General features: G+C 70.2%; 11 protein-coding genes. 10 read left to right on the top strand and 1 reads right to left on the bottom strand.

Translation table 11 applies throughout. The features are described 5' to 3' along the window. Positions 1-42 precede the first annotated feature (42 nt). From AB0J71_RS18290 to AB0J71_RS18250, 9 genes are all read left to right on the top strand, one after another. Positions 43-711: an amino acid ABC transporter permease gene (locus AB0J71_RS18290; RefSeq protein ID WP_352331392.1), complete on the top strand. Its 669-nt coding sequence runs from the start codon at positions 43-45 to the stop codon at positions 709-711. Continuing rightward, positions 708-1625: an amino acid ABC transporter permease gene (locus tag AB0J71_RS18285; RefSeq protein ID WP_364415071.1), complete on the top strand. Its 918-nt coding sequence runs from the start codon at positions 708-710 to the stop codon at positions 1623-1625. Before AB0J71_RS18290 ends, AB0J71_RS18285 begins: the two co-directional genes overlap by 4 nt. Before the next feature lie 121 nt (positions 1626-1746). Next, a complete protein-coding gene (locus tag AB0J71_RS18280) occupies positions 1747-2604 on the top strand; it encodes a glutamate ABC transporter substrate-binding protein (protein WP_352327366.1) in 858 nt (285 codons plus the stop codon). A gap of 40 nt (positions 2605-2644) precedes the next feature. Then, the gene (locus tag AB0J71_RS18275) at positions 2645-4450 is read left to right on the top strand and encodes a prolyl oligopeptidase family serine peptidase (RefSeq protein WP_352327365.1); all 1806 of its coding nucleotides are present in this window, start codon (positions 2645-2647) and stop codon (positions 4448-4450) included. A gap of 203 nt (positions 4451-4653) precedes the next feature. Continuing rightward, positions 4654-6480: an ABC transporter substrate-binding protein gene (locus tag AB0J71_RS18270; protein WP_352327364.1), complete on the top strand. Its 1827-nt coding sequence runs from the start codon at positions 4654-4656 to the stop codon at positions 6478-6480. Between the two features lie 61 nt (positions 6481-6541). Continuing rightward, the gene (locus AB0J71_RS18265) at positions 6542-7579 is read left to right on the top strand and encodes an ABC transporter ATP-binding protein (RefSeq protein ID WP_364415069.1); all 1038 of its coding nucleotides are present in this window, start codon (positions 6542-6544) and stop codon (positions 7577-7579) included. Beyond that, positions 7579-8577 (top strand): dipeptide ABC transporter ATP-binding protein, encoded by a 999-nt coding sequence (locus AB0J71_RS18260; RefSeq protein WP_352327362.1) that lies wholly within the window; start codon positions 7579-7581, stop codon positions 8575-8577. The genes AB0J71_RS18265 and AB0J71_RS18260 overlap by 1 nt, the downstream gene beginning before the upstream one ends. Next, on the top strand, positions 8574-9671 hold the full coding sequence (locus AB0J71_RS18255) for an ABC transporter permease (RefSeq protein ID WP_364415067.1): 1098 nt from the start codon (positions 8574-8576) through the stop codon (positions 9669-9671). The genes AB0J71_RS18260 and AB0J71_RS18255 overlap by 4 nt, the downstream gene beginning before the upstream one ends. A 42-nt stretch (positions 9672-9713) precedes the next feature. Then, entirely contained in the window at positions 9714-10676 is a 963-nt protein-coding gene (locus tag AB0J71_RS18250; RefSeq protein WP_352327360.1) for an ABC transporter permease, read from the top strand. Positions 10677-10857: 181 nt separating this feature from the next. Here AB0J71_RS18250 and rny read toward each other — a convergent pair whose 3' ends face one another. Further along, positions 10858-12474, bottom strand: a complete 1617-nt coding sequence (gene rny, locus AB0J71_RS18245) for a ribonuclease Y (protein ID WP_352327359.1) — start codon at positions 12472-12474, stop codon at positions 10858-10860. A 528-nt stretch (positions 12475-13002) separates the two neighbouring features. On the opposite strand from rny, the gene AB0J71_RS18240 reads away from it, so the two are divergent. Further along, on the top strand, positions 13003-13404 hold the full coding sequence (locus tag AB0J71_RS18240) for an NUDIX domain-containing protein (RefSeq protein WP_364415065.1): 402 nt from the start codon (positions 13003-13005) through the stop codon (positions 13402-13404). Positions 13405-13594: the final 190 nt, after the last annotated feature.

Below are 13594 nucleotides of genomic sequence, written 5' to 3'. Positions count from 1 at the left end.
GGCCGGGATCCCGGCCGCCGCCGCTCTATGCGGTGGAGCACGATGGATGAACTAATCAAGTACCTGCCCGACCTCGCGATGGGCTTCTGGGGGAACATCAGGATCGCGCTCGTGGCCGCGGTCGTCTCGCTCGTCCTCGGGACGGTCCTGGCCGGGATGCGCGTCTCCCCGACGCCCGTGCTGCGCGCGGTGGGCACGGTCTACGTGAACGTGGTGCGCAACACCCCCCTCACCCTGGTGCTGGCGTTCTCGGCGCTGGGCCTGAGCGACAAGCTCGGCCTCGTCTTCTCCGGCGAGCCGCGGACGAACTCCTTCTGGATCGTCTCGATGGGCCTGTCGATCTACACGTCGGCGTTCGTGTGCGAGGCGGTGCGCTCGGGCATCAACACGGTCCCGATGGGACAGGCGGAGGCGGCCCGGGCGATCGGGCTGAGCTTCATGCAGACGCTGCGGCTGATCATCCTGCCGCAGGCGTTCCGATCGGTCATCGCGCCGCTGGCCAGCGTGATGATCGCGATGATCAAGAACACGACGGTGGCGGTCGCCGGCGGGTACGCCGCCGACGTGGCCGCGGAGATGAAGCTCACGTTCGACACCACGGGGGCCTCGATCCCGATCTTCCTCGGGGTGGTCGTGGCCTTCATGGCCGTGACCATGCCGATCGGCTTCTTCTCCGGCTGGCTGGCCCGGCGTCTGGCGGTGGCACGATGAGCGCGTCCGTCCTGTTCGACGCCCCCGGCCCCCGGGCCCGGGTGCGCAACCACCTGCTGACGGCGATCAGTGTCCTGGCGGTCCTGGCCGTCGTGTACTTCGTCTACCGGGGCTTCGACGCCAAGGGCCAGTGGGACGGCAAGATCTGGCAGCCGTTCCTGACGGCCGAGGTGTGGCGGGAGTTCATCCTGCCGGGCCTGCTCGGCACGCTGGAGGCGGCGGCCGCCGCGGCGGTGCTCGCGCTGGTCTTCGGCGCGGTCTTCGGCCTGGCCAGGCTCTCCGACCACGCCTGGATCAGGGTGCCGGCGGCCGCGGTGGTGGAGATCTTCAGGGCCATCCCGCTGCTGCTGCTGATCTTCTTCATCTTCTACCTGGCGCCCGCCGTCGCCGGCGGCGGCGACTACGCCTTCATCGCGGTGGTGCTGGGCCTGATGTTCTACAACGGCTCCGTGCTGGCGGAGATCGTGCGCGCGGGCGTGCACGCCATCCCCAAGGGGCAGGCCGAGGCCGCCTGCGCGGTGGGCATGCGCAAGAACCAGGTGCTGCGCCTGGTGCTGCTGCCGCAGGCGGTCACGACGATGATGCCGGCGATCGTCAGCCAGCTCGTGGTGCTGCTGAAGGACACCGCGCTCGGCTACATCATCGCCTACGTCGACCTGCTCAACACCGGGTTCAAGATCCTGCCGGCCGCGTACTTCGGCTCGCTGATCCCGGCGGCGATCGTCATCGGCGTCATCTACGTGACGCTCAACATGACGCTGAGCTACCTGGCCACCCTGCTGGAGCGGCGCAGCCGGCGCAGCAGGAAGACCTCGGCGCGGCCGATCGCCACCCCCGGCGCGGCCTCCGTCGGCGTCGCCACCGGCCAGGGCACCGAGGGCGGCGGCATGGCGCCCGACATCCCCGTGGAGTGACCCGCGAGACGGCGGCGGAGGCTTCCGTCCCGCCGCCGTCTCGTAAAGAAAGCCTCAGATCTTCGCCCACGCGGCACGCGGACCGGCCCCGCGGGGCCGCCGACCCCACAGACTCCTGTGCGTGCGGATACGTGGAGTCGTGGTGGCGCTGGCCGGCACGGCCGCGTTCGCCGTACCGGTGGCGTGCGGTGGCGGCGGCGCCTACTCCAGCGTCGTGGGCAAGATCAGGGGCACCGGCCAGGTCATCGTGGGCACCAAGTGGGACCAGCCGAGCCTGGGCCTGAAGGCCGGTCCCGGCGATCCCGTGGGCTTCGACGTGGACGTCGCCCGGTACGTCGTCGCCAAGCTGGCCCGCGGCCGGCCCGTGCGCATCACCTGGCGGGAGGCGCCGGCGGCGGGCCGCGAGGCGCTGCTCCAGAACGGCACCGTGGACATGGTGTTCGCCACCTACTCCATCACCGAGGCCCGCAGGCCCAAGGTGACCTTCGCCGGCCCGTACGTGCTCGTGCACCAGGACACGATGGTCCGGGCCGAGGACGCCTCCATCCGCCAGGTCACCGACCTGCGGGGCAAGCGCGTGTGCCAGGTGCCGGGCTCCAACTCCTTCAAGCGCGTCGCCGACCCGCCGCCGGACGGCAAGCTCGACCTGCCCGTCGTGGCCGTGCCTGCGGCCAACTACTCCGACTGCGTGCGCAAGCTCAGCGACAACGAGCTGGACGCCGTCTCCACCGAGGACCTGACCCTGGCCGGCTTCGCCCAGCAGGCCCCCGGCCTGTTCCGGCTGCTGAACGACCCCTTCACCGACGAGCGGTACGCCATCGGCCTGAAGAAGGGCGACATCGAGACCTGCGAGGCCGCCGAGCAGGCCGTGGCCGAGATGTGGCGGGACGGGACGGCCACGCGGCTGCTGCGCAAGTGGTTCGGCGACACCGGGCTCAACCTGCCTGCCTCGATGCCGCCGCAGGAGAGATGTTCTTGATCGCGCCCCACGGCCCCGGATCTTCCGGCAGGATGCGGGTATGCCTTTCTGGCCGTCCCCCATCTCCGCCCGCGACGTCGCCGCCGCCGGTCTGCGGCCCGGCTGGCCCGTCGCCCAGGGCGGCCGGGTGTGGTGGACCGAAGACCGTCCGGGCGAGGGCGGCCGCACCGCGATCGTCCGCCGCGAGGCCGACGGCACCTGCCGTGACCTGCTGCCCGCCCCCTGGAGCGCGCGCACGAGGGTGCACGAGTACGGCGGCCGTCCCTATGCCGTGACGCCGGGCGGCGACGTGGTCTTCGCCGCTCTGGCCGACCAGCGCCTGTACCTTCTCGGGCAAAACGGCCAGCCGAAACCTCTCACCGCCGAAGGTTCCCGCTACGCCGACCTCACCGTCCACGACGGCGAGGTGTGGGCGGTGCGCGAGCACCACGGCGAGCACGGCAAGATCACCCGGTCCGTCGTGTCGATCCCGCTGGCGGGCGGCGAGCCCCGGGAGCGGGCCTGCGGCCACGACTTCTACGCCTCCCCCGTCCTGTCCCCCGACGGCGCCCACCTGGCCTACGTCTGCTGGAACCACCCCCGCATGCCCTGGGACGGCACCGAGCTGCGCGTCGTCCGGCTGCGCGACGGGCAGGCCCGCACGGTGCTGGGCGGCGCGGCGGAGTCCGTCCTGTCGCCCGCCTGGAAGGACGACGCCACCCTCTACCTGGTCTCCGACCGCTCCGGCTGGTGGAACCTCTACGAGTGCGGCCTCGACGGCGCCGCGCCGCGGGCGTTGTGCCCGGCCGAGGAGGAGTTCACGCAGCCGCCGTGGCAGCTCGGCGGCGCGCCCTACACCGTGCTCGGCGACGGGCGGCTCGCCGTCCTGCACGGGCGCGGCGACCTGCGGCTGGGCGTGCTCGACCCGGACACGGGAGCGCTGCACGACCTCGACCTGCCCTACACCGGATGGCAGGCCGCGCTCGCCGCCGACGGCATGTCCGTGACGGGCGTCGGCCACGCCGCCCGGCTGCCGCGCTCGGTCGTGCGGGTCGACGTCGCCTCCGGGCGGGCCGAGCCGCTGGCGCGGGCCGACGAGCGGCTGCCCGACCTGTCCGGCGTGCCCGACCCGCGGCCGGTGGTCGTGCCGGGCGAGCGGCCCGTGCACGCCTTCCTGCACCAGGTCGCCGAGGAGCCGACGCCGTTCGTGGTGTTCGTGCACGGCGGCCCGACCGCCCACGCCGACACGGCGCTCGACCTGGAGAAGGCGTTCCTGACCTCGCGCGGCATCGGCGTGCTCGACGTCAACTACGGCGGCTCCACCGGCTACGGCCGCGCCTACCGGGAGCGGCTGCGCGGGCAGTGGGGGCTGGTCGACGTCGCCGACACCGTCGCCGCCGCCCAGTGGCTGGCCGACTCCGGGCTGGCCGACCCGGCCCGCATCGCGGTGCGCGGCGGCAGCGCGGGCGGCTGGACGGTGATGGCCGCCTGCTGCCGTTCCGGCGTGTTCGCGGGCGGGGTGTCCTACTACGGCGTCAGCGCCCTCGCGCCGCTCGCCGCGCACACCCACGACTTCGAGTCGCGTTACGTCGAGTGGCTGGTCGGCGACGACCCGGCCGTCTACGCCTCCAGGGAGCCGCTCGGCCTGGTCGACGGGGTGTCCTGCCCGATGCTGCTGCTGCAGGGGCTCGACGACCCGGTGGTGCCGCCCGAGCAGTCGACGGCCTTCGCCGACGCATTGTCCGAGCGCGGCGTCCCGTGCACCTATCTCGCTTTCGACGGCGAATCCCACGGATTTCGCCGAATGGAGACGCGCGTCGCGGCCTTGGCCGCCGAGCTGGCTTTCTACCAGCAGCTATTCAGTTAATGTCGCGATCTCCAGACAATTCCCGTACTGAATCAGCATTACCGACCAGTCGCTAGTCGCAAACAGTTACGTAACCGACCTCGACAGTCTTCCTCCGGCATGGGTTGCTCGTCTCAGTAAACGTGGGGCGCGCGTCGCGGCCACGACACGCGCCCCAGCTGTGCCAGCCAACAACACCCCCATCTCGGCACGAGGGAGGCCAGATGGCCAGCTTGCGCCATCTCAGCATCATCACGGTGGCGGCGGCAACTCTGCTCGCCACCTCCTGCGCGACGCAGAACGGAACCAGCAAATCCGCTCCGCCCCCCGCCGCGAGCCAGAGCTCGGGAAGCCCCGTCACGGGCGGCACGCTCAGGCTCGTGGGCTCGGGCGACGTCGACCATCTCGACCCGACCAGCATCTACTACGTCGTCACCATCGGGATCATGCGCGGCTACTCGCGCCAGCTGTACGCCCTCCAGGGCGTCGCGGCGGGAGCCGACACCACCAAGGGCTACGAGGTGCTGCCCGACATAGCGACCGAGCTGCCCACCGAGGCGAACGGCGGCCTGAGCGCCGACAAGCTCACGTACACGATCAAGTTGCGCGACGGCGTGCAGTGGGACACCCAGCCGCCGCGGCCGGTGACGGCGGGCGACTTCGTCCGCGGGTTCAAGCGCATCTGCAACCCGGTGGCGGGCTCCGGCGCGCCCGGCTACTACACCAGCACGATCAAGGGCATGGCCGAGTACTGCGACGCCTACATCAAGGCGTTCGAGAAGGCCAAGCCCACCGCCAAGGCCCTGGCCGACTTCCAGAACGGCCACGACATCGCCGGCGTGCAGGCCAAGGACGACAAGACGATCGTCTTCACCCTGACCCAGCCGGCCGGTGACTTCCTCAACATCCTGGCCCTGAACTTCGCCTCGGCGGCGCCGCAGGAGTACGACCAGTACGTCCCCGACGACGCCACCTTCCGCCAGCACGTGATCTCCAACGGCCCGTACAAGATCACGTCGTACGTGGCCACCAAGTCGATCCGGCTGGAGAAGAACCCGGCCTGGAAGCAGGAGTCCGACCCGATCAGGCACCAGTACGTCAACGCCATCGACGTCAAGATGGGCGTCGGCGAGCCCGACGCGGTGCAGCAGCAGATCGAGGCCGGCAGCGCCGACCTGTCGTGGGACCTGCCGGTGCCGACCTCGCAGATCCCGCAGCTCAAGAGCAACGACCCCAACTTCACGATCTTCCCCGGCGCGGTGACGAACCCGTACGTGGTGTTCAACCTGCAGAGCAAGAACGCCGGCGGGGCGATGGGCAAGCTCAAGGTCCGCCAGGCCATCGAGTACGCGATCAACAAGACCGCCATCGCCAAGATCTACGGCGGCGCGGACGTGGCGACCGCACTGCACACGGTCATCCCGCCCGGCAACATCGGCTACCAGGAGTACAACCCGTACCCCACGCCGGGCGACCAGGGCGACCCCGCCAAGTGCAAGCAGCTGCTGAGCGAGGCCGGCTACCCCAACGGGCTGACCCTCATCGGCGCCTTCCGCAACGCGGGCAACCACCCGGCCAACTTCCAGTCGTACGCGGCCGACCTGAAGAAGTGCGGGATCACCGTCAAGGGCCTGCCGCTGCGCCAGGGCGACTACTACACCTACCTCCAGACGCCCTCGCACGCCAAGAACAGCGAATGGGACCTGTCGGCCCCCGGCTGGATCCCCGACTGGTATGGCAACAACGGCCGCGCGGTCATGCAGCCGCTGTTCCAGACCAACTGCAACGCCGGCACCAGCAACTACGGCTGCTACAGCAACCCCAAGGTGGACGACCTGATCAAGCGGGCGCTCGCCGAGACCGACCAGGCCAAGGCCGCGGCGCTGTGGCACGAGGCCGACCAGACGGTGCTGGCCGACGCGGTGATCGTGCCGCTGAACAACCAGAACACGCCGCTCTACAAGAACAAGCGGGTGCAGAACGCCCTGTACCTGCCGTCGTACCAGGTCTTCGACGTCACCAACCTCTGGCTGAACCCCAACACGCCTTGACGACCGGCCTCCCGCGGGCGCGCCGGCAGGCGGGCCCGCGGGACGGCCGCGAGGGAGACATATGAGCCTGCTTGAGGTAACCGACCTCCAGGTGTCCTTCCCCACCTCCGACGGCGTGGTCCAGGCGGTGCGGGGGCTGTCGTTCACCGTCGATCGCGGCGAGACGCTGGCGATCGTCGGCGAGTCCGGCAGCGGCAAGACCGTGAGCACCCAGGCGATACTCGGGCTGACCCCCGACGCCGACATCTCGGGCACGGCCCTGTTCGAGGGCGTCGACCTGCTCGGGCTCGACAACGAGCAGCTTCGCCGCATCCGCGGCGCGGAGATCAGCGTGGTCTTCCAGGACCCGCTGACCAGCCTCCACCCGCTCTACAAGGTCGGCTGGCAGATCGAGGAGCTGATCCGCGTCCACAACCCCGGCACCCGCCGGGCCGAGGCCAGGAAACGGGCCGTCGAGCTGCTGGGCCTGGTGGGCATCCCGCGCCCCGACCGCAGGGTGGACGACTATCCCCACCAGTTCTCCGGCGGCATGCGGCAACGGGCGATGATCGCCATGTCGCTGGCGCTCAACCCCAAGCTCATCGTCGCCGACGAGCCCACCACCGCGCTGGACGCGACCGTCCAGGCGCAGATCCTTGAGCTGATCGGGCGGGTGCAGGCCGAGTTCGACATCGCGCTCGTCCTCATCACGCACGACCTCGGCGTCGTGGCCGGCATGGCCGACGAGGTGCTCGTCATGTACGCCGGGCTCGTCGTCGAGCGGGCCGACCGGCGCACGCTCTACTACCAACCGCACCACCCGTACACCAAGGGCCTGCTGGAGTCGATCCCGGGCAGCACCGGCGACCGCGGCGGACGGCTGCGGCCCATCCCCGGCTCGCCGCCGAGCCTGATCGCGATCCCGTCCGGGTGCGCCTTCCATCCGCGCTGCCCGTACGTGATGCCGGTCTGCCCCGCCGAACGGCCGCCGCTGGCCTCCATCACGGGCGCGCGCGGGCACGCCTCGGCGTGCTGGCTGCCGCACGAGGCGATCGGGCTCGGCGCGGACGCCGAGGCGCTGCGCAAGCGGGCGGTGCTCGGCACGGCGGAGGAGGCCTGATGCTGCTCGAAGTCGAGAACCTGGTCAAACACTTCCCCATCACCAGCGGCATGCTGATCAAGCAGACGATCGGCCAGGTCAGAGCCGTCGACGGCGTCAGCCTGTCGCTGTCGCCGGGCGAGACCCTCGGCCTGGTCGGCGAGACCGGCTGCGGCAAGTCCACGCTCGCCCGGTGCATCGCGGGCCTGCATCCCATCACCTCCGGCAGCGTGCGCTTCGACGGCGCCGACATCACGAACCTGCCACGGCGCCGGATGCGGCCCTTCCGGCGTGACATCCAGGTGATCTTCCAGGACCCGTACGGCTCGCTGAACCCGCGCCGGCGGGTCGGCTCGATCATCGCCGACCCGCTCGTCATCCACCGGGTGCAGAGCGGCCAGGAGCTGCGGCGGACCGTCCAGGAGCTGATGGAACGGGTCGGGCTCAACCCCGAGCACTACAACCGGTTCCCCGCCGAGTTCTCCGGCGGGCAGCGGCAGCGCATCGGGGTCGCGCGGGCGCTCGCGCTGCGGCCCCGGCTGATCATCTGCGACGAGCCGGTGTCGGCGCTCGACGTGTCCATCCAGGCCCAGATCCTCAACCTGCTCAAGGACCTCCAGGACGACTTCGGGCTGACGTACCTGTTCATCGCCCACGACCTGTCGGTGGTGCGGCACGTCAGCGACCGGATCGCGGTCATGTACCTGGGCAAGGTGGCCGAACTGGCCACCGCGGAGGAGCTGCACGCCGTGCCCCGCCATCCGTACACGAACGCGCTGCTGTCGGCGACCGCCGTGGCCGACCCCGACGAGGCCGAACGGCGGCACCGCATCATCCTCACCGGCGACGTGCCCTCGCCGATCGACCCGCCCACCGGCTGCCGCTTCCATCCGCGGTGCCCGAAAGCGCGCGAACGCTGCTCGGCCGAGGAACCGCTGCTGGCGCCCCAGGAGCACCTGGTGGCCTGTCACTACCCCGTCGAGGCGGGCGAGGACCTGACCGCCGGGAGGACCGCATGACTCTCACGGAGATCCGTCCGGACGTCGTCACCGACCGCACGATCGCCGGACGCAGCCCCTGGCAGCTCGCCTGGGCGCGGATCAGGTCCGACCGGGTGGCCCTGGTCTCGGGCATCGTCGTCGTGCTGCTGTGCCTGCTCGCCCTGGCCGCGCCGCTCATCTCGGCCTGGAACGGCCACGACCCCGACGAGCAGTTCCGCGACACCGGCATCACCGACCAGGGCCTGCCCGTCGCGCCCAACGGCGAGTTCTGGTTCGGCACCGACCGCCTCGGCCGCGACCTGTTCATCAGGGTCCTGTACGGCGCGCGCGTCTCGCTGCTCGTCGGCGTGGTCGCGACCGGCGTGGCGGCGCTGATCGGGGTCGTCATCGGGCTGCTGGCCGGGTACTACGGCGGCGTCATCGACACCATCCTGTCCCGGCTCATGGACGTGGTCCTGTCGTTCCCGTACCTGATCTTCGCGATCGCGGTGGTGTCCATCGCCGGGCCCTCGCTGACCGCGACGATCGGGGTGATCTCGTTCTACTCCTGGGCGGCGATCGCCCGCGTGGTGCGCGGCCAGACGTTGTCGCTCAAGGAACGCGAGTACGTGGAGGCGGCCCGGTCCATGGGGGCCGGCGACGCGCGCATCATGTTCGTGGACATCCTGCCGAACCTGCTGGCCCCCGTCATCGTGCTCACCACGCTGCTGGTGCCGGCCGCGATCGTGTTCGAGTCCACCCTGTCCTATCTGGGGCTCGGGATCGTTCCCCCTACCCCGTCGTGGGGGAACCTGCTGAGCGAGGCCCAGGGGTTCTACCGGGTGGCGTACTGGTATCTGGGCTTCCCGGCGGCCTCGCTGCTGATCACGACGCTGGCGTTCAACCTGGTGGGCGACGGGATCAGGGACGCCATCGATCCCCGGATGGAACGGCTCTTCAGCCGCCGGCGACGGCGGAACCGGCGTGCGGCCTCCGGCCCGGCTTCCGCTCCGGCTTCCGGTCCGGCTTCCGCGCCCGCCGCTGGGCGGTCCGATGCCGATGCCGGGCGGTCCGATGCCGCTGCCGGCCGGTCCGATGCCGCTGCTGGGGGGGCCGATGCCGACGTTTCATGACCGGGGTGGGATGCCGGGGTTGCTTCAGGAGGTGGAGGGCTGATGTTGCGACGGTTCCTGCTGCGGCGCACGCTGCTCGGAGTGCTGGTGTTGTGGCTGGTCTCCCTGGGCACGTTCTTCCTGTTCTTCGTCGCCCCCGGCGACCCCGCCCGTACGCTGGCCGGCCGCCAGGCCACCCCCGAGCAGGTCGACCTGATCCGGCACAACCTCGGCCTCGACCGTCCCACCATCGTCCAGTACTTCGACTACCTGGGCCGGCTCCTGCACGGCGACCTCGGCCAGTCGTACTTCTCGGGCGAATCGGTGGGCAAGCTGCTCGCCCAGGACTTCCCGCCGACGTTCTCGCTGGTGCTCGGCGGCGCCGTCCTGTGGCTCTGCGTCGGCGTCGGCGCCGGGGTGCTCAGCGCCACCCGCGTACGGTCGTTCCTCGACCGCGCCCTGACCACGCTGGCCCTGGCCGGGGTCTCGATGCCGACGTTCGTGGTCGGCCTGCTGCTGCTGTATTTCTTCTTCTTCCAGCTCACCATGGCGGGCGCGCCGATCCTGCCGCCCGACTCCTACGTGCCCTTCTCCGAGAACCCCGGCGAATGGGCCCGGCACCTGATCCTGCCGTGGATCACGTTGGCCATGGTCCAGGCGGCCTCGTACGCCCGGCTCACCCGGGGCTCCATGCTGGACGTCCTGGGCGAGGACTACATCCGTACGGCCCGCGCCAAGGGCGTGCCCGAGGGCCGGGTCATCTACCGGCACGGCCTGCGCGCCGCGCTGACCCCCGTGGTCACCCAGCTCGGCGTGGACATCGGCACGCTGATCGGCGGTCTGGTGGTGACGGAGTCGGTCTTCGGGCTCGGCGGCATCGGGCAGGCGGTGGTGCAGGCGTTCATCAGCGGGGACCTGCCGGTGATCATGGGCGTCGTCATCCTGGCCACCACCGCCGTGGTGGTGGCGAACCTGATCGTGGACATCGCCTACGGACTCCTCGACCCCCGGATCCGCCTGGCCTGACATTACGAGCCTCCGCCTGGCCTGACGATGCGAGGCGGCGCGTCCTGCCGGGCGCACCGCCTTCGCCCGCTTCCCGCCTCCTGAAACCGGCCGGATCCTGGAACCGGCGGAATCCTGGAACGGACGGGATCCCTCGGAAATGGATGAGCGTTCTTGGGGCCGGCGGGCGGCCTCTTCGGGGTCAGCGGGCGAACTCGGTGGCGCGGGACTCGCGCACCACCGTGATCCGGATCTGCCCCGGGTACGTCAGCTCCTCCTCCACCTGCTTGGCCACGTCCCGGGCGATCACCTGCGCCTGGATGTCGTCGATCGCGTCCGGCTTGACCATGACCCGGATCTCCCGCCCGGCCTGCATGGCGAACACCTTCTCCACGCCCTCGTACGACTGCGCGATCTCCTCCAGCCGCTCCAGCCGCTTGACGTACGCCTCCAGCGACTCCCTGCGCGCCCCCGGACGGCTGCCGCTGATGGCGTCGGCCGCCTGCGTGAGCACCGCCTCGACCGTACGGACCTCGACCTCGTTGTGGTGCGCCTCGATGGCGTGCACCACGTCCTCCTGCTCGCCGTACCGGCGGGCGATCTCGGCGCCGATCAGCGCGTGACTGCCCTCGACCTCGTGCGTGAGGGCCTTGCCGATGTCGTGCAGCAGCGCGCACCGCTTCATGAGCTGCTGATTCATCTTGAGCTCGGCCGCCATGATCCCGGCGATGTGCGCGGACTCGATGAGGTGCTTGAGCACGTTCTGACCGTAGGAGGTGCGGTATCGAAGCTGCCCGAGCAGCAGCGTCAGCTCGGGGTGCATGTCGGTGATGCCCAGCTCGACCAGCGCGTCCTCGCCGGCCCGCGCGCAGAGGTCCTGGACCTCCTGGCGGCTGCGGTCGTGCGCCTCCTCGATGCGCTGCGGATGGATGCGCCCGTCCAGCACCAGCTTCTCCAGCGTGAGCCGCGCCGTCTCCCTGCGAACCGGGTCGAAACACGACAACAGCACCGCCTCCGGCGTGTCGTCGATTATCAGGTTCACGCCCGTGGTCGACTCGAACGCCCGGATGTTGCGTCCCTCGCGACCGATGATCCGGCCCTTCATCTCGTCACCGGGCAGATGCAGCACGCTGACGACCGACTCGGCCGTCTGCTCGGCCGCCACCCGCTGGACCGCCAGCGTCACGATCTTGGTGGCCCGCTTCTCGCCCTCCTTGCGGGCCTCGCCCTCGATCTCCCTGATGATCAGCGCCGCCTCGCGCTTGGCCTGGTTCTCGATCTCCTTGACCAGCTCGGACTTGGCCTGCTCCCCCGTCAGCCCGGCGACCCGTTCCAGGATCGCCCGCCGCTCGTCCTCGACCTGGAGCAGTTCCTCGCGCCGGTCGGCCAGCTCGACCTCGGTCTCGGCCAGCTTCCTGTCCCGTTCGGACTGCCGCCTGGCCTCCTCGTCGAGCCGCTGCTCGCGCTCGGCCAGCCTGGCCTCTCTGCGTTCGAGATCGGTCCGGAGCTCCTTGAGCTCGGACTTCAGGATCCGGCTCTCCTCCTCGACCTCCCGCCGCATCTGCGCGGCGCTCTCGACGGCGCTCTCCGACCTGCGCAGGATCTCCTCGGCGTCGCTCTCCGCCTTGGCGCGGATCTCCTTGGCACGCTCCCGCGCCTCCTCAAGCTCCGCGTGTACGGCCTCCACCTGCTCAGGGCTCGGCTCGGACTTCCGGGGCAAACCGCCAGAGGTACGGCGTATGACGACGAGCAGCGCCACGATCATCCCGAACGCGAGCACGAGCACCGCCACCATCAGCACCACGACAAGCGGCTGCATGCGCGCCCCGCCCTCCTCGCGTCGTCAACACCTCATAACGCGGACCCAAAACGGGAGGGGTCACGTGCGCGCCACGGAAAGCCCGGTCGGCGTCGTCTCCAGGACCGATGTCAGGCCAAGGCTGACCGGGCATCGGCCCCCATAGCCGACACCTCGCCTGCCTCGATCAACCGAGCTCGTACGTCCGTCGTTCACCGGTATGGCAATCCGCACTGCGCGGAGTAACTCCTCACTGCCGTCGAGGTTATGCGTCGAACAGGTCACGAGCAAGCAAACGCGTCCTCAAGCGTGTCTTACGGGCCCGCATCTCCCCAATCAACCACATAACCCACGATCACCCCCCATTTGTCCCCCACCTTCACCTCTCCAACCCCCATAGCCCAGACAAAGCCCACAACCCGCCATCCGGCGACCACCGGCCATCAATCCGTAGAGCTCCGGCGGACCCCTCCAGTCCCAGCTTCCGTCGCACGCGAGAAACTCTTCGAACGCCCGACACCGGCTCACCCGCCCCGACAGGAGCACACGATGAACACCCTCATCGACAAGATCGCCTGGATTCACCTGGACGACAACAAGATCCTCAGCACCCGCTCACGCGGCAAGAGCGCCTACTACCTCCCCGGCGGCAAACGCGAGCCCGGCGAAAGCGACCTCGACACCCTGATCCGCGAGATCGACGAAGAACTCTCCATCACCATCATCCCGACCACCGCCACCCACCTGGGCACCTTCCACGCCCAGGCACACGGCCACGCCGACGGCGTCACCGTACGGATGACCTGCTACACCGCCGAGCACCACGGAGTCCCGACACCCAGCAACGAGATCGAAGAGATCACCTGGCTGACCTACGCCGACCGCGACCGCGTGTCCCCGGTCGACCAACTCATCTTCGACCACCTACACCAAACCGGCCAACTCCACTAATCCCGCCCCCGCAACCGCCCAGCACTCCAAGCGAATCCCCGAGCTTCCACTGACCAGCGCTCAGAGCCGACCCCCCAGCCTTGCCTCCTCCGGGCCCACCCCCACCTTCATGGGCGCCCATCCATGCAGCACCGCACGCCCTCCGCCTCTCTGCCCCCCGGAACACGAGACCTCTCTGCCCCCAGAACAC

This window comes from Nonomuraea sp. NPDC049637, from assembly GCF_040675235.1.
Lineage (GTDB): Bacteria > Actinomycetota > Actinomycetes > Streptosporangiales > Streptosporangiaceae > Nonomuraea.
This window is presented reverse-complemented; position numbering and strand designations above follow the sequence as displayed.

Excerpts from the sequence above, each read along its gene's own strand:
- AB0J71_RS18260 (WP_352327362.1), top strand. The coding sequence starts at position 7,579 with ATGCTGCTCGAAGTCGAGAACCTGGTCAAACACTTCCCCATCACCAGC.
- AB0J71_RS18265 (WP_364415069.1), top strand. The coding sequence starts at position 6,542 with ATGAGCCTGCTTGAGGTAACCGACCTCCAGGTGTCCTTCCCCACCTCC.
- AB0J71_RS18275 (WP_352327365.1), top strand. The coding sequence starts at position 2,645 with ATGCCTTTCTGGCCGTCCCCCATCTCCGCCCGCGACGTCGCCGCCGCC.
- AB0J71_RS18250 (WP_352327360.1), top strand. The coding sequence starts at position 9,714 with ATGTTGCGACGGTTCCTGCTGCGGCGCACGCTGCTCGGAGTGCTGGTG.
- AB0J71_RS18285 (WP_364415071.1), top strand. The coding sequence starts at position 708 with ATGAGCGCGTCCGTCCTGTTCGACGCCCCCGGCCCCCGGGCCCGGGTG.
- AB0J71_RS18290 (WP_352331392.1), top strand. The coding sequence starts at position 43 with ATGGATGAACTAATCAAGTACCTGCCCGACCTCGCGATGGGCTTCTGG.
- AB0J71_RS18255 (WP_364415067.1), top strand. The coding sequence starts at position 8,574 with ATGACTCTCACGGAGATCCGTCCGGACGTCGTCACCGACCGCACGATC.
- rny (WP_352327359.1), bottom strand. The coding sequence starts at position 12,474 with ATGCAGCCGCTTGTCGTGGTGCTGATGGTGGCGGTGCTCGTGCTCGCG.
- AB0J71_RS18240 (WP_364415065.1), top strand. The coding sequence starts at position 13,003 with ATGAACACCCTCATCGACAAGATCGCCTGGATTCACCTGGACGACAAC.
- AB0J71_RS18270 (WP_352327364.1), top strand. The coding sequence starts at position 4,654 with ATGGCCAGCTTGCGCCATCTCAGCATCATCACGGTGGCGGCGGCAACT.